This is a genomic window from Halorubrum alkaliphilum (assembly GCF_017873815.1).
GTDB classification, from domain to species: Archaea; Halobacteriota; Halobacteria; order Halobacteriales; family Haloferacaceae; genus Halorubrum; species Halorubrum alkaliphilum.
This window is the reverse complement of record NZ_JAGGKQ010000016.1, coordinates 1-16480: the sequence shown is the minus strand read 5'-3', so window position 1 is coordinate 16480 and position 16480 is coordinate 1. Positions and strand designations below refer to the sequence as shown.

The following is a 16480-nucleotide window of genomic DNA, read 5'->3' as shown; positions in this document are numbered from 1 at the left end:
TCGACGGGAGACGACGGGCCCTCCAGCCCCTTCCAGCAGCTACGACCGCCGCCGACCCGAATCACGACCGCCGCCGACCCGAATCACGACCGCCGACGACCCGAGCCACGGCGTTTAAGAAGAGCCGGGGTCAGTGATCAGTAATGAACGACCCCACCGTCACACGACTGTTCGGCGGCCCCGGTAGCGGGAAGACGACCGCCCTCCTCGACCGCGTTGAGGGGATCTTGGAGGACGAAAACGCCGACGTGCGCGACGTGCTCGTCGTCTCATACACTCGCGCGGCCGCGGCCGAGATCCGCGAGCGGCTCGCCGAGCGACTCGACGTCTCTCCGCGGAGCCTCCAGGGGAACGTCTGTACGATGCACGCGAAAGCGTACGAACTCCTCGACCTCTCGCGGAGCGATGTCGTCGGCGACGACGACAAGGAGGCGTTCTGTGAGGAGTACGGGGTCGAATTCGAGGACCAACACGGTGGTGCTGGGCGTCGGACCGCCCGGTCGACGACGATCGGTAACAAGATCATCGCCACCTCTCAGTGGCTCCAGCGCACCGAACGCGACGTGGCCGACTGGTACGAGGTTCCCTTCCAGTGGAACGTCGAGGAGGTCCGGCTCCCGCCCGAGGAGGACCCCAACGCCCAGCAGGGGAACAAGTATACGCCGACGTGGCCCTCCGACGACGACCGTATCGACGTCCCCGAGACGATCCGCGCGTGGCGAGCGTATAAGGGCGATAACGACCCCGTCGGGTTCGCCGACATGCTCGAACGCGTGGCGCAGCGGTCGCTCGTGCCCAAGGTCGACTATCTCGTTATCGACGAGTTCCAGGACATCACGACGCTCCAGTACGGCGTCTTCGAGGAGTGGAAACCGCACATGGAGGCGGTGCTCATCGCCGGCGACGACGATCAGGTCGTCTATGCGTGGCAGGGCGCGGACCCCGACCTCCTCTTGGAGACCGATGTCGACGAGGACGTCGTCCTCCCGAACTCCTACCGGCTTCCTTCGGAAATCCTCAACGTCGTCAACGCGGAGATCCGCCACATCGACAAGCGTCAGGAGAAGGACCTCCATCCCCGCAAGGAGGGCGGATCCGTCGAAGCGATCGAGTCGCCATCGATGCTCGAACTCGTCCGTAACGTCCGGTACACCGTTGAGGACGACGAGGGGAGCGTGATGTGTCTGTTCCGCGCGCGCTACCAGATGTTCGACTTTATAGACGAGTTCATCGACCACGGCATTCCCTTCACGATGCTGACGGACGGGCGGATGTGGACCGACCGGATCCAGGACTACGTCGCGGCGATCGAGAAGATCGACGACGGCGAGCCGGTGACGCTGTTGGAGGCTCGCAGGCTCGCGGACATGCTCCAGGAGTCGGCGTTCGGGACCCACGACCGCGACGAGTTCTACGACCTCCTCGACGACCGCGAGGAGGCGGCCGACGCCGACGACGTCGCGCTCATCGAGGTGTCGAACGACGCGGTGACAGAGCACATCCCCTTCATGCCCGACCGGAACAGCGCGGACGACATGGTCCGGAAGGTGACGAGTTTCCAGCGGAAGTCGATGGGTGCGTACTTCGACGGCGAGCATCAGGGTGCCGACCCCGACGCGGTCCGCGTCGGCACCATCCACTCCGCGAAGGGGCGTGAGGCCGATCACGTCTTCGTCGCGACCGACCTCACGGAGAAGGTGGTCGAGCAGATGGCGGCCTCCATCGACGACCCGACCGGCGTGGACGGCGTCGAGGAGTTCACGAAGACGACGAGTCCGGTCCCAGTGCTCACCGACAACGAGCGCCGCGTCTTCTACGTCGGGATGTCGCGGGCCCGCGAGCGACTCGTGATCATGGAGAGTCTCATCGGCGGCGCGCCGACCCTCCCGATCAGCGTGCTTCTGTTCAACGAGCTTCGCGACGAGCCGCCACAGGAACTGATAGAGGAGGTACAGGCGGAGATAGCCGTCCCAGAGCCCGATCCGTGACCGGGGACGCGGGCACGGATCGGGATCCGCGGGAACGTGATCCACACGAGCAGGACCCGTGCGAACGCGACTCCCGGAAGCGCCTCCGGACCGATCTCACACCGATCGTCGACGCGGTCGTCGACGCGGACGCCGCCGCGTTCGTCGCGGTCGGCGACCGGTTCGACGACGACCTCCGATATCTGACCCGCTTTTCCGGCCCGGATCGGGCGTACGCGACGGTGATACGACCCGGTCGGGGAGCGTCGCCGGCGCGAGCGATCCTCCTCGCGCCCGGACTGTTCGCCGATCAGGCGGAACGGGAGTTCGTCGACGCCGCACGCCGGGGGCCGGACAACGAGGCCGCGCGCCGGGACTCCGTGGACGAGGGCCTCGGTCCCGACGCCTTCCACGACGGGGTCGTCCGCGAACTCCGACGCGACGGGGTCGGTGATCCGGCGGGCGTGCGCGCGGCGGCCGCGGTCGACGAGGGCCGCGACGGCAACGGGAGCAACGGAGACGACCCCGGCGGGAGCGAAACCGACCCCACCCTGCTCGTACCCGCGTCGATCCCCCACGACGCCGCCGTCTATCTGGAGCGGGCCGGCTACGAGCTGGCGTCGACGACCGTCGTCGACGAGATACGAGCGGTGAAGACTCGGGCCGAGATCGACCGGATCCGGCGGGTTCAGCGTGCGGCGACCGCTGGAATGGCACGCGCGGAGACGGTCCTCTCGCGGAGCGTTCCGGTCGGTGACGGACCGACGGATGCGGAGTCGACGGACGACGACCCGAACGGGCCCCATCCGAGCGGGAGCGCGGACGGGGAGTTGCGATGGAACGACGACCCGCTCACGACCGAGCGGCTGCGGCGAAGCATAAACGCGACGCTCGCGAGCCACGGCGTCCGCGACGCGGGCAACACCGTGATCGGCGCGGGACCGTCCGCGGCCGACCTCCACTACGTCGGCACCGACCCAATCTGCGCGGGCGAGACGGTCCTGATCGACCTCTCGCCGCGTGGTCCGGACGGCTACTACGGCGATCTCACCCGGACGTTCGTCGTCGACGGCGACGGTGGCTGGTCGCGACGCGCGTACGTCGCGGTCGAGGCGGCCCGGAAGGCCGCACTCGTGGAGATCGAGCCCGGCGTGACGGCCGCAACCGTCCACGAGGAGGCGGCCGCGGAGCTCGGCGCGTACGGGTTCGATCCCGCAGCTGACGAGGGTAAATCGGGGTTCACGCACGGGACCGGCCACGGCGTCGGCGTGAGTCTCCACGAGTCGCCGTCGCTGTCGAGCGACGCGGAGCTACGCCCGGGTCACGTCGTTACCGTCGAACCGGGTGTGTACGACCCGGCGACCGGGGGAGTCAGACTGGAGGATCTCGTCGTCGTGACCGAGGACGGCTACGAGATTCTCGCGGAGTACCCGTTCGGGACGACCCCCTCGACGCGGGAGTGAGAACGGACGAGAAGACCGCGGATGCGGACGAATCCGGCTCGGAGTCGTCCTCACTTCTCCGTCGGTTCGGCCTCGTCGACTTCGACCTCTGCGTCGGCGTCGTCTCCCGGGTCGCCACCGCGGAGCTGTCGCGGAAGGAGCCCCTTGGCGAGCCCGGCGAGGATCCGGCCCGGATCGAGGAAGTACTGCGGAAGGACGACCATCGCGACCGCGACGACGAGCAGTCCGGCACCGAGGGCGGTCTCGCCGGCGAGAAGCTGGATGACCGCGTAGTTACCGAGCGGGATCGCGAACGCCAGCGAGGCCGCCAGCCCGATCATGTCGAACACCCCGAGATTCATCACCCGACCGTAGCGTCTTGGCTGTCATAAGGATTTCAGGACGGCGGACGTCGCGACGCACGCGAGAACCGAGGGCCGATCCCGTCGGACCCAGAACGGATATCCGTCGGCCAGCCCCAGTTCCGATATGTTCACCGGCATCGTCGAAGGCACCGGAACGGTTCGCAAGCGAACGGAAACCGACGACGGCCTCCGGCTGCGGATCGGGGTCGACGGGATCGAGGACGGGGTCGAAAGCGACGGCGAGGCGGTCTCGGATGGCGGGTTCGACGACCTCCACCACGGCCAGTCGATAAGCGTCAGCGGCGTCTGTCTGACCGTCGAGGAACACGGGACGGGCGGCGGTAACGACGGACCTAACGGGTCGGCGGACGCCGAGACGGACTGGTTCGAGGTGTTCCTCGCGAGCGAGACGGTCGCGAAAACGTACCTCGGCGAGGTCCGCGAGGGCGACGTCGTCAACGTCGAGCGCGCGATGCCCGCGGACGGACGATTCGACGGTCACGTCGTTCAGGGACACGTCGATACGGTCGCGACGGTGGCCGGGATCGAGCAGGTGGGAGAAGACTGGCGGTTCACGTTCTCGATCCCGGCGGGCCACGGTCGCTACCTCGTTGACAAGGGATCCGTGACGCTCGACGGCATCTCGCTGACGGTCGCGGAGCTGCGGGACGCGGAGTTCGACGTCGCGATCATCCCGACGACCTACGAGCTGACGACGCTCGCCGAGAAGTCGGTCGGTGACCCCGTTCACTTGGAGGTCGACGTGATCGCGAAATACGTCGAGAACATGATCGACGGGTATGCGTAGCGCGGATCGGTGGCGTAGTCCCCTATAACCGAACCGGCAGAGTTGTCGATGACGGGTCGTCCGATGTCGTATCCGAAGGCGAGGGGGGCATCGGAGCAGGGGCCCTCATCCGAGTACCGCGAGCGCCACCGTCATCCCCGCGAGTGCGGCGGGCGGGATGGTGAGGTTGTCGTCGACTGCGACGCCCCGGATCACCGGCGGGAGGCCGTCCGCGACCGTCGCGCCGACTGCGCCCGCGCCCGCGAGGACGACCCCCGCGGTCGCCCCGAACGCGGGCACCGTGAACGGCATCGCGATGGCGACACAGACCAGTCCCATCGCGACCCAGACGGCGGGGCGCTTCGGTTCGGTCGGCCCGTTGTCCCCGAGCGTTCCGCTTACCGGGTCGCCGACGGAGAGCATCCACATCGCCGGGATCGCGAGCGTCGGCGTCGCGAGCGACGTGGTCGCTGCCAACGCGACGCCGGCCATGCTGATCTGGTAGAGTGCGTACCCCGCCACGCCGTCGGCCTCGTACTCGCGCACCAGCGCGTCGTAGACGGGCGTGAGCGGTCCCGCCCTCCCCGAGAGACGGACCGTTTCGAGCAGTCCGACGATGGCGACCCCGGCGAGCAGGACTCCGGCGGTCACGTCCCACGAGAGCCAGCCCAACAGGTACGGAACCGGGTAGACGGTTCCACCCATATGTACCAGCCGGCGCTCGAACTCCACACGCTCGCGCCAGTCTCCCGCCGGAAGCGTCACCGCTGAGCTCCTCCGATCACTCGGTCTCCACGTCCGTCTCGACCGTCTCGTACCGATCGAGCAGGTCGTCGAACGATCCGCCCGCCCGCAACCCGGCCAGCTCCTCGGCCAGATCGTCGACGGGGACGCGGATCTGTGCGGCGGAGTCGCGCTCGCGCACGGTGACCGTCTCCGGGCCGTCGCCCTCGATCCCGTCGCGGTCGACGGTGACACAGAACGGGGTGCCGACCTCGTCCTGTCGCCGGTAGCGACGCCCGATCGAGCCGGAGTCGTCGTGCGCGACCGCCAGTCCGGCCGCCCGGAGGTCCGCCGCGACCCGGTCCGCGAGCGCGACGAGCCGGTCGTCGTTCGTCACCAGCGGGAAGACGGCGGCGTCACGCGGCGCGACCTCCGGCGCGAGCGAGAGGTACGTTCGCTCCTCGCCGTCGACCTCGTCGGTCTCGTAGGCGTGCGCGAGCAGCGTCTGAACGGTTCGCCCGACGCCGAACGAGGGCTCGACGACGTGTGGCGTGATGTGTTCGCCGTTCTCGGTCACCGTCTCGACGGAGAAGTTCGCCACCTCGGCGTCGACCGCGACCTCGCGAGCGTCGTCTCCGCCGCTCCCGTCGACCTCGACCGTCACGGTGTCACCCTCGAACGCGTCCGGATCGCGGCCGGCCAGCGTTTCGAGCGCCTCGGCGACCGCGGCCGCGTCACCGCCGAACTCGGGTCCGAGTACGGACATGTCAGGGTCAACGGTCGCGCGCTCGACCGTCTTCGGCTCGTCGTAGCGTTTGAACACGGTAAAGGAGTCGTCGCCGTACGCGTCGTGTTTCGAGAGATCGTAGTCGCCGCGGTACGCGAAGCCGGCGATCTCGATCCAGTCGCCGTCGACCTCGCTTTCCGCGTCCCAGCAGTCCGCTGCGTAGTGGGCGCGCTCGCCCGCGAGGTGCTGGCGGAACCGGAACCGGTTGGTGTCGACGCCGATCCGCTCGTACCACTCCTGAGCAACGCCGAGGTAGTAGCCGACCCACGGGGAGCCGATGACTCCCTCCTCGACCGCCTCGCCAATCGTTGTGTCGAGGTAGTCGCCGTCCTCCGCCTGCTGCTCCGTGGCGGGGTACAGCCGAACGTCGACATCACGGACGCGATCGAGTGGCGGTTCGTCCGCCTCGGGATCGATGAACTGTTCTAACTCCGCCTGTGTGAACTCCCGGAGGCGGAGCAGCCCGCCGCGCGGCGAGATCTCGTTGCGGTAGGCGGGGCCGATCTGGGTGATCCCGAAGGGGAGGTTCCCGCGGGCGTACTCCTTCAGCCGCGGGAACTCCACAAAGATGCCCTGCGCCGTCTCCGGCCGGAGGTAGCCCGGTTGGCCGTCGCCCGGACCGATATCGGTCGCGAACATGAGGTTGAAGTCCTCGACATCGAGGCCGGCGAGTTCGGCCCCGCAGGTCGGGCAGGCGATGTCGTTGTCGGCGATGAGCTCCTCGACCTCCTCGCCGGGGAGCGCCTCTGCGTCCTCGATGTCGGTGACGGCCTCCACGAGGTGGTCCGCGCGGTGGGAGGAGCCGCACTCCGCGCATTCGACGAGCATGTCGTCGAACGTGTCGAGGTGGCCGGAGGCCTCGAAGACGGCCTCGGGCATCACCGTCGGCGCTTCGATCTCGCGGTTCCCCTCTTGCAGCGTGAACCGGTCGCGCCAGGCGTCCTCGACGTTCCGCTTGAGGGCCGCACCCTGCGGGCCGAAGGTGTAGAACCCCGCGGTGCCGCCGTACGCGCCGTTCGAGCCGAAGAAGAACCCGCGTCGCTTCGCGAGTTCGACGAGGTCCGCGTCGGCCATCAGATACCCTCCAAGAGATCGATGTCCCGGACGATGCCGGCGAGTTCCGTCCCGTTCACGAGCGGGACCTGCTCGACGTCGTTGGTGATCAGCTCCTGAGCGACGTCGCGAGCGGTCCGCGAGCCGTTGACCGTGACGAGGTCCTCGGTCATGAAGTGTCGCGTCGCGCCGACCGGCAGCTCGACGTTCCGGGTCGGGAGGTATCGCGCGCCGGTCGCTTTGATCCCCTCCCAGGACCACTCGGAGTCCTGCTCTGCGATGGAGTCGCCCGTGCTCGCCTCGCCCTCGACGACGCGGGCGACCGCCAGCACGTCGACTTCCGTGAGAATCCCCGCCATCGACGCGTCGTCGTCGAGGACGACGGCGTAGGGGACGCCCGCCAGCCCGATCTCGCGTTCCGCGACCGGCAGCGGGGTCTCGACGTGGGTCGCGTTGACCGACCTCGTCGCCAGCTCGCCGACCTGTCGATCCCCGTCGACCTCGCCGCGGGCGATCGCCCGGACCACGTCGGTGACGGTGACGATCCCGACGAGAGCATCGCCGTCGACGACCGGGACGCGGCGGGCGTTCTCGGCCACCATCGTTGCGGCCGCCTCCTCGATCGAGGCGTCCGCGGTCGTCGTGGGGACCTCGCGCATCAACAGCGCGAGCTGGTCCTCGTCGGGCTGATCGATGAGGTCGTCACGCGAGACGAGCCCGCGGTACACCTCCTCGCCGTCGACGTCCTTGACGACCGGCACAGAGGAGAAGCCGTACTCCTGGAGGTACTCCAACACGTCGTTCCGGCTGCCGGGGATCTCGACGACGACGAGGTCCGCACGCGGCGTCATGGCGTCTGCTACGTTCATGCTCCGCCTTTCAGCGTCGCTCCTCTTGTATCCCCCGAAGGTGACCGGCGGACGACGCCGACTGATCCGCCATCTGGGTTCGGAATACTTATAAATGATTGGGAAGTAATGACAACCATGTCACGGAGTTCCACTCCCTGGGACGACCCGGACCCTGACCGCCACCGGACGGGGTTGCCGACGGACTCGGACGCGACCCCCGGTTCCTCGCCCGACGTCATGGCGTCCATCGACTCCTCCACGTCGCGATCCGAGCTCGTGATCGCCGACGTCTCCCGCGAGAACGCGTGGCTCTCCGTCGACGAGACGGACGCCACGGTTCTCAAAGAGTGGTGTTAACGCTCTCCGGCCCCTCCCCGCCCGATCAGTCTCCTCGAACTCCCTCCCCGACCTCCCACGCCCGGATCAGCGCCGCCAGCATCCGGCAGGTCGGGACCGCGACCCCGTGCTCGTCGGCTCGCTCCACGACGCTCCCGTAGATCGCGTCGACCTCCGTCCGCCGGCCGTGCGTCACGTCCTCGCACATCGACGACCGGTTCGCGGCCGTGTCGCGAGCAACCCCCTCCACGGCCGCGACCGTCTCGGCATCGCGCAGGTCGACGCCCTCCGCGCGAGCCACCGCGGCAACCTCGCGAGCGGCCTCGCGCGAGACGTCGCCGCCGGGGCCCGTGAGCGTCTCGCCGTTCGCCACCCGCGCGAGCGCCGACACCCCGTTGATCCCGGCGTTGACGGCGAGCTTCTCGTATCGGCGACGGGGCATGTCGTCCGCGGCGACAGCCTCGATCTCGGCCGCGTCGCACGCGCCTTCAACCCGCGTCGCGAGGGCGCTCGCGCCGCCGGAGAGCGTCCCGACGACGACCTCACCGACCCCCGTACACCGGACGCGACCCGGTTCGAGGAACCGCGCGCCGTAGCTCGCCGTCCCGGCGAGCACTGGCGGGTCGAGCGCCGCCACCAGCCGCTCCTCGGTCAGTCCGTTCTGGAGCGAGCAGACGGCGTCGTACTCGCCGGTCGCGAGGTCGCGAGCCGCGGCGTCCGTGTCGTACGCTTTCGTCGTGACGAGCGCGAGATCGGCCGACCGGTGAGTCCCGTCGGTAAGCGCCCGCGGTCGGACGTGAGCGTCGAGCTCCCCGCCGATCCGGAGTCCGTCGTCGCGGATCCGTCGCATATGTGGATCCCGCCCCACGAGCGTCACGTCGTGTGCGCGCGCCAGCAGCCCCCCGATGAGGCTCCCCAGCGCACCGGCACCGTACACGAGCACCTCCATACGTGGTCCAACGATCCGCCACTGAAAAGGGATATCGGTCGTCCAACTACGGCCATCGGGTCGTCTGTACTGACATCGTGGTGAGTGATTGCGGGAGTCGATCGAGTATACTGTGACGGTGGTGTTTATAAGTGAGAGAATGGTGTTGTTGGCGGCGATTTATAAATAGATGGCTCCGTGGAAACCCGTTCAAACGCTCCGGTCGCTCGTTTATAAGTCGTTGATCGTGGATCGACGGTGAACACCTCCAAAGCCTCAGCCGCGAGGCGCTCCGCGCCTCTGGCAGCCGGACGTAGTCCGGCGACTGCCCCTTTGAGTCCCGCCCCGCAACCGCCCCTCAGGCCTCCCCAGCCTCGTCAGGGGCAGTCGCCGGAACCGCTCGGCGACTGCCCCTGACTCCCTCGCGCGCGAGAAACGCGCGCGCCACCGCATCGCTCATTTATAAGCGATCGCCGCTGCTACTCACACTCTTTTTAAGTACGATCTCGTTGCCGTCGATCTGATTAACCCACTCCCGAATCGACCACGGATCACTCCGCGGTAGACGGCCGTTCGCGTCGGCGACGCCCGCTCCCGGTCGGCTCTCGCTACCCTTTCAGTCCGCTCCCGGTCAGCGGGACGACGACGTCCTCGTCGTCGCCGATCGCTCCCCGCTCGCGGAGTTTTCGGAGCGCGGCCGGAGCGACCGCGCAGGTCGGCTCGGTATAAAATCCGGCGGCGTGAAGGCGGTCGAGCTCCCGCTCGGCGTCTGATCCGGTGATCGCGAGCGCGTCGCCGCCGGTCTCGGCTATCGCCTCGTGGATCCCGTTGATCCGGACGGGGTTCGCGATCCGGATCCCGTCCGCGCTCTCGTTGCCCTCGCCGCCCGGATCGGCCGCCTCGGGGCCGTGGAGCGCCTCGACGACCGGCGCGATCCCGGCGGCCTGCGCGCCGTACAGCCGCGGCAGTTCGTCTATCCAGCCGGCCCGTCGGAGCCGGCGGAAGCCCCAGTAGGCCCCGAGAAAAAGGGTGCCGTGCCCGAGCGGTGTCACGACCGCGTCCGGAACCTCCCAGCCCCGCTGGCAGGCGATCTCGTAGGCGATCGTCGCGGTCCCCTCGAAGAAGGCGGGGTTCCACGCGTGGCTGGCGTACCAGGCGGGAGACGCCCCGTCTCCACCCTCGTCGTTTCCGTCACCATCGCCTCCCGCTTCCCCGCCGAGCGCCGCGATACACGCCTCGGTCACGTCCGCACGATCCCCCTCGATCCGGACCGGGGTCGCGCCCGCCCGCCGGATCGCTCGAATCTTCGAGGCCTTCACGTCGGCCGGAACGTACACCTCGGCGTCGATCCCGGCCCGAGCCGCGTACGTCGCGATGGCGGCCCCCGCGTTGCCCGAGGAGTCCTCGACGACGCGTTCGACGCCAAGTTCGTTCGCTCGCGTCAGCGTCGTCGTCGCGCCGCGGTCCTTGAACGAGCCGGTCGGGAAGACGTACTCCAACTTGAACGCCGCGTTCCACGGACCGGGATCGTTCGAGGGACCGCTCCCACCCCCGTCACTCCGATCGGCGTCGACGAGCGGCGTCATCCCCTCCCCGAGCGTCACGCGATCGGCGGGGTCGTCGCCGACGGGAAGGAACGCGTCGAACCCCCACAGCCCGGCACGCGTCTCGGGCGGTTCCGGGTCCGCCGACTCGCCGGGCGGAATCGGCGGGTCAGCGAAGCGGAGGGGGGCTCCACACGCACAGCGCCATCGGTCGTCGAATCCGTTCCCGCAGTCGACGCATTCGAGGGTCCGTGTCGGATCTGCCGAGTCGCTGGCACGTCCCATCAGTAGCTATCCACGTTGGTTCCGACCGAGCAGACGTACTCTCCCTCGGCAACCTGCGGGAGTCGGCGAGTCCGCCAGAAGACGCCGCTCTCGTCGGCAGTCACCCGGCCCTTCCGAGAGCCGAAGACGTCGGTCACCTCGAACAGGACGTCGCCCTTGGTCACCCGCTCGCCCAGTTCGGTCTCGAACCGAACGAGCCCGCCCGCCGGCGAGCCGTATTGGTCGAAGCCGCGAGCGCGCGTCTGTGCCTCCACGTCCGCGGTCCCTTCGAGGAACCCGTAGTGACGGAGGACGTTGAACACGCCCTCGACGCCGTACCGGATCGACTCCTCGTCCCAGCCGACGCAGCCACCGAGTTCGGGGTCGATCGTCGGGATCCCCTGATCCGGGCCCGCTCGGGCGAGCTGTCCGTCCGGTCCCTTGATGTCGAGCACGTGGCCGCAGCCGAACACCTTCGCCAACTCCAGACAGTCGCCGTGGAGGTGGTGGCGGATCCCACAGCGGACCCGCGTCTCGTTTATCATCCGGCTCGTCGACCCCTGATGGAGGTCCACGATCAGGTCCGCTCGCTTGGCCGCCTGGAACGTCGCGTGGGCGATCCGCTCGCTCGTCGTTCCCTCCTCGTCGCCGGGGTAGCCGCGGTTCATTTTTCGGTCGTCGATCGGATTCCGGTGTTCGGCCACCTGAAACCCGAAGTAGTTGACGATGCCGACGACGAGCACGGCCCCCGACAGCTCTGTCGGCTCGATACGGGGAACGACCCGACTCACGACGCCCAGTCCGTTAAGTTCGTCCCCGTCGCTGACCGCCTGTATGTAGAGCGTTTCCCCGTCCTCAGCACCGTTGATGACGGCGACCGGCAGCCGGACGGGACTCCCGTCGCGCGTCTCGCCCACTTCGAGACGACCGGTGTCCGCTTCGCCCGGCGGGGCTCGCGCCGTTCCCAGCGTAATCATTACACGGAGGTGGGCCGGCGACCCCTTTATCGATTCGGTCCCGTCGGACGACCGTGCGGTCCGTACCGACGCAAGCTTTACACCTATCTCCACGAAACGGACGGTAGCCACTCCCGCACCGTGGGCCGCCGCCGGCGTTGACCCCGCCGTCGTCGACCGGCCCTCATGTGGCCGCACACTCCACACATGAGCATCGACATCGATCCGCTGTGTGACGCCGCCGGCCTCACGGTCACCGATCACATCGAGAACACGCAGTTCGAACTGTACACCGACCGGCGGGTCGTTCCCCGACCCTCCCCGAAGGAGGACCACTACTTTCCGGTGGACGCGAGCGTGACGGTCGAAACACGGTTCGTCGAGATCCCGCGTGTCGCGATCGTCGAAACGCGCTCCAGTGACGGTACGCTTGCTGCCCATGGAGACTCGTACTCCATGCCCACGGGCGAGTACTACGTCGGCATCGACCCTGCTCCGACGAAGCTGTACCTCCGGTTCGACTCCGGATTCACCGTCGTGAGCACGGACCAGACGACACGGATCGAACTCGATCGGGCGGCCGAGGTCACGCTCGGATTCCGTTCGCTCCATCAGGCACCCGCCGGGACGATCACGACGCCGACAGATCCCGAGTCGCTGATGGAAGCCGTCTCGCTTCTCGGCTCCGCCCTCCAGACGACGAGTCCGGAGCGGTCGTTTCCGACCCTGCGCGGTCACCCGCCGCTCATCGAACCGGGAGACGAGTTCCACGTGCCCGAACGGGTCGAACCGCCGGACTCCGGTGTTCGGATCGTGGTTCCGCCCGAGTATCGGTCGCTGTACCCGGTCGTCCCGCTCGCCTACTACTTCGCGGCGGAGGTCGTGCCCGGCGAGCCCGCGCGGATCGAAGGCGACGGCTGGGAACACGCACTGGAGCCGGACGTCGAGCGTCGGGCCGCGGAGGTGCTCCGGCAGTCGTTCCACTTCGACTGTATCGCCCGAACCGAGGGGTTCTACCCGGTCGACTTACACGAGCGGGAGGCGACCGCGGTCGACCTCGACTGGGAGGCCCTGTACGACATGCCGCTCGCGGAACGACTCGGCGAGTATCTCGCTGTCCCGTTCAAGACGGTCGAACCGGAGCTCCCGCAATGGACCCTGACGACGGATGTCCGCCCCGACCCGGAGAACATCGAGTCGCTCCCGTTCGTGGCGTCCGAGCTTTCGATCGTCCGATCGCCCGAGACCGTTACTCCCGCAAACACAGATGGTCCCGGCCAGCCCGGATTCTTCCGTACGCCCGATATACAGTCCGCGGAACTGTTTCGGGGCAGCGCGGATTCGGAGACTCGCGATGTCGACGCGGCGGTCCGCGGCGCGGACGTGCCGACCGAGCGCGGTGCGGCGCTCGACAGCGCGGAGTTCGTTCAACCGGAGGAGGTCGACACGGTGGAACACGCGTGGGTTGGGGAGGGGGTTCCGCTCGATGCTAACAAGGCGACGTTGGACGCGTATCATCGTCGGCTCGAGGTCGGCGCGATCGAGCAGTCACGGATCTCCGTACTCGTGGTGTGTAACGACGACCAGATGAGCGAGGAGGACGAGGTGTCGGAGCTGTACGGCCTCCGCGACATGGTTCAGTTCGACATCGAAGTACGCCACAACCTCTCTCGCAAGGAGATGCGGGAAGTGCTCGCGTCAGACGTTGATTTCCTCCACTATATCGGCCACGTCGACGACCGCGGGATGCAGTGTGCTGACGACTATCTCGATCTCACCCAGGAGGACCTGGAAGTTGGCGTCAGCGCGTTCCTCCTGAACGCGTGTCAGTCCTACAAGCAGGGCGAGGCGCTGATACACCGCGGGAGTCGCGGCGGAATCGTCACCCTGAGTGACATCGCAAACTCCCCGGCAACACAACTCGGCCGGATCATTGCCCGATTGATGAACAGCGGGTTCAACCTCCGGACCGCGCTCCACGTCGCGAAACGGGAGCTGATCACCGGCCATCAGTACATCGTCGTTGGCGACGGGGCGACAACGATCTGTCAGAACCGGAGTGGGTTAGCGATCGTCGTTTCTGTCACAGAACAGCACAGTGGCTCGTGGGACTTCTCCGCAGAGTTCTTCCCTAATGGACATCATGGGATCGGATCGCTGGCAACGATCAATCTGAAACCGATCGATTACAATTATTATGTGCCCACTATGCTCTCCTCATCAGATGTTTCTACTGAGGAGTTACGCTCTTTTTTCAATCTTGAATTAGCTCCAGTATTTCACAAAAACGAACTTGTCTGGAGCGATCGTTTTAGTATCGACTAGGGGCCAGGGTTGGCAACAGCCATATTCGCCGCTGCGGGAGCCGCCTGCGACAACAACAGCAGGGCGGTGAACAGGACGCCGGCCATTTTCGGGTGCTCTGCCACGTAGTCCGCAACACTTTCGTGCATATTACACAGAATAACGCGTGAGATTAACATCTAGTCTTATGCCATCTATCACGTTACGGATATTTAAATAAATAAATATGTGAAACGAACAGTATACGGGTTCGACGTTACTGAACAAGAGCGGCGTGATATTCAACCCCCGGCTGACCGACTCGCGGGTCCGTCGTACCCGAGTCCTTCGTTTCGACGTCGGTAGATTGAAACGGCTCTCGCCGGATGGAACCGTATGAGCGAGGACGACGTCGATCTGCTGGATCCGTTCCGCCAGTTCTTCTCGTTTCGACGGGACGTGCTCGTGTTGTCGGTGGCGATGTTCGCGTTCAGTCTCGGCTTTCAGATGACGAGCCGGTACGTTCCGGAGTATATGTCCGCGCTCGGGGCGAGCGCGTTCGTCATCGGGCTGTTCGGAACCGTCGGCAACGTCATCGGCGCGGCCTACCCGTATCCGGGCGGCCGGCTCTCCGACCGGATCGGGTCGCGGATCGCGCTCACGCTGTTCGGACTGGCGTCGAGTCTCGGGTTCGTCGTCTGGCTCGTCGCGCCGACCCTCGGAACGATCACGGTCGCCGGCGTGGTCCTCGAACCGTGGATCTGGATCTTCGTCGGGCTCTTTTTGGCGCAGGCGTGGAAGTCGTTCGGGCTGGGCGCGACGTTCGCGGTCGTCAAGCAGTCGGTCCCGCCGAACCGTCTCGCGCGCGGGTTCGCGAGCACGGAGGTGTTTCGCCGGACCGCGTTCCTCGTCGGCCCCCTGATCGCGGCGGGCGTGCTGTACGCGTTCGCCGACTTCACCGTCGGGTTCCAGTACGTGCTTGCCATCGCGGTCGTCTTCGCGGTCCTCGCAACGATCGCACAACACCGCCTGTATGACGCGAGCGAGGACTCGATCGGCAAGGAGTTTGAAGGGGTTTCGGAGGTCCTCGCGGACCTGCGTGGGCTCCCCTCGACGCTCCGTCCGCTCCTCATCGCCGACACGCTCGTCCGGTTCGCCAACGGGATGGTGTACGTCTTCTTCGTCCTCGTGGTCACGCAGTTCCGAGAGGTCGGACTCACGGTCGGCGCGATATCGCTGTCGCCGGCGGTCTTCTTCGGCGTCCTGCTCGCCATCGAGATGACGGTCGCGCTCGTGTCGATGCCGCCCGCGGCGCGACTCGCCGAACGAGTCGGACTGAAGCCGGTCGTCGGTCTTGGCTTCCTCGTGTACGCCGTCTTCCCCGTTCTGCTCATCCTCGCTCCCGGCGACCCGCTCGTGTTCGCCCTGCTCTTCGCCTTCTCCGGGCTCCGGTTCGCCGGGCTACCGGCACACAAGGCGCTCATCGTCGGTCCGGCAGAACGCGACAGCGGCGGAACGGTGTCGGGGTCCTACTATCTCGTTCGCAACGCGGTCGTCATCCCCAGTGCCGCGCTCGGCGGCCTGATCTACGGCGGGTTCTCGCTATCGTCGGTCGGCGTCACCTTCGCCGGGAACCCGACCCTCGCGTTCGGGATCGCGAGTGCGATCGGCGTCGTCGGCGTCGCGTACTTCGCGCTGTTCGGCGAGGAGTACGAAGCATACGCCTGACGACGACCGTCCCGCTCGTCCGCGGCTGGCTTTTTATACACCGAGCGAGAACCACGGGACATGACCGATATCGAAGCCGCGATCCGCGAGGCGTTCGAGCACACCGAGTACGACCTCGGTGACGTCGGTATCAATCGTCAGCAGGTTCGAATACCGGTGTTACAGGAGGGAGCGGACCCGGAGGCGCTCCGTGCGATCGTCGACGAGGCGGTCGGCGAGGACGGCGTCGTCGGACTCACGGTAACGACGGAAACGATCGGCGGCGACGACGCTGTCGGAACCGTCGTCACGTTCCAGTACCGTCCGTAAACACCGTGGTGAGTCCTGTTCCTCGACGACACGGTTATGCGTTGCGTCCCCGTATCCGTGACTCGTACGTGTTTACCCCGAGGTCTCGACAGCCGGCACAGCGTGAGCCCGTGAGATAACCTCATTATTGCTGACGACTCGACGAAGTTCTTCGTAT

The 16480-nt window shown here is 67.0% G+C and carries 15 protein-coding genes; 7 read left to right on the top strand and 8 right to left on the bottom strand.

The annotated features are described in order from the left end of the window. Nucleotides 1-143 precede the first annotated feature (143 nt). On the top strand, nucleotides 144-1988 hold the full coding sequence (locus tag J2751_RS10495) for a UvrD-helicase domain-containing protein (protein WP_209485854.1): 1845 nt from the start codon (nucleotides 144-146) through the stop codon (nucleotides 1986-1988). Continuing rightward, nucleotides 1985-3430, top strand: a complete 1446-nt coding sequence (locus tag J2751_RS10490; protein WP_209485853.1) for a M24 family metallopeptidase — start codon at nucleotides 1985-1987, stop codon at nucleotides 3428-3430. Before J2751_RS10495 ends, J2751_RS10490 begins: the two co-directional genes overlap by 4 nt. A gap of 50 nt (nucleotides 3431-3480) precedes the next feature. Here J2751_RS10490 and J2751_RS10485 read toward each other — a convergent pair whose 3' ends face one another. Beyond that, on the bottom strand, nucleotides 3481-3771 hold the full coding sequence (locus J2751_RS10485; protein WP_209485852.1) for a DUF7533 family protein: 291 nt from the start codon (nucleotides 3769-3771) through the stop codon (nucleotides 3481-3483). A 127-nt stretch (nucleotides 3772-3898) separates the two neighbouring features. Here J2751_RS10485 and J2751_RS10480 point away from each other — a divergent pair, with 127 nt between their 5' ends. Then, the gene (locus tag J2751_RS10480; RefSeq protein WP_209485851.1) at nucleotides 3899-4582 is read left to right on the top strand and encodes a riboflavin synthase; all 684 of its coding nucleotides are present in this window, start codon (nucleotides 3899-3901) and stop codon (nucleotides 4580-4582) included. Nucleotides 4583-4687: 105 nt separating this feature from the next. On the opposite strand, the gene J2751_RS10475 is transcribed toward J2751_RS10480, so the two are convergent. Genes J2751_RS10475 through J2751_RS10465 form a run of 3 tightly spaced genes read right to left on the bottom strand, consistent with a single transcriptional unit; the run spans nucleotide 4688 to nucleotide 7993 of the window. Then, nucleotides 4688-5326 carry a dolichol kinase gene (locus J2751_RS10475; protein ID WP_209485849.1) on the bottom strand — a complete coding sequence of 213 codons (639 nt, stop codon included), beginning with the start codon at nucleotides 5324-5326 and terminating at the stop codon, nucleotides 4688-4690. A 16-nt stretch (nucleotides 5327-5342) separates the two neighbouring features. Next, entirely contained in the window at nucleotides 5343-7145 is a 1803-nt protein-coding gene (gene glyS / locus J2751_RS10470) for a glycine--tRNA ligase (RefSeq protein ID WP_209485847.1), read from the bottom strand. Next, nucleotides 7145-7993, bottom strand: coding sequence for a CBS domain-containing protein (locus J2751_RS10465; RefSeq protein ID WP_209485846.1), 849 nt, complete (start codon nucleotides 7991-7993; stop codon nucleotides 7145-7147). Before J2751_RS10465 ends, glyS begins: the two co-directional genes overlap by 1 nt. 117 nt (nucleotides 7994-8110) lie before the next feature. Here J2751_RS10465 and J2751_RS10460 point away from each other — a divergent pair, with 117 nt between their 5' ends. Continuing rightward, the gene (locus J2751_RS10460; protein WP_209485845.1) at nucleotides 8111-8332 is read left to right on the top strand and encodes a DUF7556 family protein; all 222 of its coding nucleotides are present in this window, start codon (nucleotides 8111-8113) and stop codon (nucleotides 8330-8332) included. A 25-nt stretch (nucleotides 8333-8357) separates the two neighbouring features. Here J2751_RS10460 and J2751_RS10455 read toward each other — a convergent pair whose 3' ends face one another. From J2751_RS10455 to J2751_RS10445, 3 genes are all read right to left on the bottom strand, one after another. Next, complete coding sequence (locus J2751_RS10455; protein WP_209485844.1) at nucleotides 8358-9260, bottom strand: ketopantoate reductase family protein; 903 nt, start codon at nucleotides 9258-9260, stop codon at nucleotides 8358-8360. A 587-nt stretch (nucleotides 9261-9847) separates the two neighbouring features. Next, a complete protein-coding gene (locus tag J2751_RS10450; RefSeq protein WP_209485843.1) occupies nucleotides 9848-11068 on the bottom strand; it encodes a pyridoxal-phosphate dependent enzyme in 1221 nt (406 codons plus the stop codon). Continuing rightward, nucleotides 11068-12024, bottom strand: coding sequence for a succinylglutamate desuccinylase/aspartoacylase family protein (locus tag J2751_RS10445; RefSeq protein WP_209485842.1), 957 nt, complete (start codon nucleotides 12022-12024; stop codon nucleotides 11068-11070). Before J2751_RS10445 ends, J2751_RS10450 begins: the two co-directional genes overlap by 1 nt. 186 nt (nucleotides 12025-12210) lie before the next feature. Between J2751_RS10445 and J2751_RS10440 the strand changes: the two genes are divergently transcribed. Then, nucleotides 12211-14328: a CHAT domain-containing protein gene (locus J2751_RS10440; RefSeq protein ID WP_209485840.1), complete on the top strand. Its 2118-nt coding sequence runs from the start codon at nucleotides 12211-12213 to the stop codon at nucleotides 14326-14328. Here the strand turns inward: J2751_RS10440 and J2751_RS15715 are convergent. Next, nucleotides 14325-14456, bottom strand: a complete 132-nt coding sequence (locus J2751_RS15715; RefSeq protein WP_280901084.1) for a DUF7503 family protein — start codon at nucleotides 14454-14456, stop codon at nucleotides 14325-14327. The two genes, J2751_RS10440 and J2751_RS15715, sit on opposite strands and share 4 nt — an antisense overlap. 226 nt (nucleotides 14457-14682) lie before the next feature. On the opposite strand from J2751_RS15715, the gene J2751_RS10435 reads away from it, so the two are divergent. Together J2751_RS10435 and J2751_RS10430 are read left to right on the top strand one after the other, a co-directional pair. Beyond that, nucleotides 14683-16014 (top strand): MFS transporter, encoded by a 1332-nt coding sequence (locus J2751_RS10435; RefSeq protein WP_209485838.1) that lies wholly within the window; start codon nucleotides 14683-14685, stop codon nucleotides 16012-16014. A gap of 60 nt (nucleotides 16015-16074) precedes the next feature. Beyond that, a complete protein-coding gene (locus J2751_RS10430) occupies nucleotides 16075-16323 on the top strand; it encodes a hypothetical protein (RefSeq protein ID WP_209485836.1) in 249 nt (82 codons plus the stop codon). Nucleotides 16324-16480 lie beyond the last annotated feature (157 nt).

Excerpts from the sequence above, each read along its gene's own strand:
- J2751_RS10495 (WP_209485854.1), top strand. The coding sequence starts at position 144 with ATGAACGACCCCACCGTCACACGACTGTTCGGCGGCCCCGGTAGCGGG.
- J2751_RS10485 (WP_209485852.1), bottom strand. The coding sequence starts at position 3,771 with ATGAATCTCGGGGTGTTCGACATGATCGGGCTGGCGGCCTCGCTGGCG.
- J2751_RS10480 (WP_209485851.1), top strand. The coding sequence starts at position 3,899 with ATGTTCACCGGCATCGTCGAAGGCACCGGAACGGTTCGCAAGCGAACG.
- glyS (WP_209485847.1), bottom strand. The coding sequence starts at position 7,145 with ATGGCCGACGCGGACCTCGTCGAACTCGCGAAGCGACGCGGGTTCTTC.
- J2751_RS10465 (WP_209485846.1), bottom strand. The coding sequence starts at position 7,993 with ATGAACGTAGCAGACGCCATGACGCCGCGTGCGGACCTCGTCGTCGTC.
- J2751_RS10460 (WP_209485845.1), top strand. The coding sequence starts at position 8,111 with ATGTCACGGAGTTCCACTCCCTGGGACGACCCGGACCCTGACCGCCAC.
- J2751_RS10455 (WP_209485844.1), bottom strand. The coding sequence starts at position 9,260 with ATGGAGGTGCTCGTGTACGGTGCCGGTGCGCTGGGGAGCCTCATCGGG.
- J2751_RS10450 (WP_209485843.1), bottom strand. The coding sequence starts at position 11,068 with ATGGGACGTGCCAGCGACTCGGCAGATCCGACACGGACCCTCGAATGC.
- J2751_RS10445 (WP_209485842.1), bottom strand. The coding sequence starts at position 12,024 with ATGATTACGCTGGGAACGGCGCGAGCCCCGCCGGGCGAAGCGGACACC.
- J2751_RS10440 (WP_209485840.1), top strand. The coding sequence starts at position 12,211 with ATGAGCATCGACATCGATCCGCTGTGTGACGCCGCCGGCCTCACGGTC.
- J2751_RS15715 (WP_280901084.1), bottom strand. The coding sequence starts at position 14,456 with ATGCACGAAAGTGTTGCGGACTACGTGGCAGAGCACCCGAAAATGGCC.
- J2751_RS10435 (WP_209485838.1), top strand. The coding sequence starts at position 14,683 with ATGAGCGAGGACGACGTCGATCTGCTGGATCCGTTCCGCCAGTTCTTC.
- J2751_RS10430 (WP_209485836.1), top strand. The coding sequence starts at position 16,075 with ATGACCGATATCGAAGCCGCGATCCGCGAGGCGTTCGAGCACACCGAG.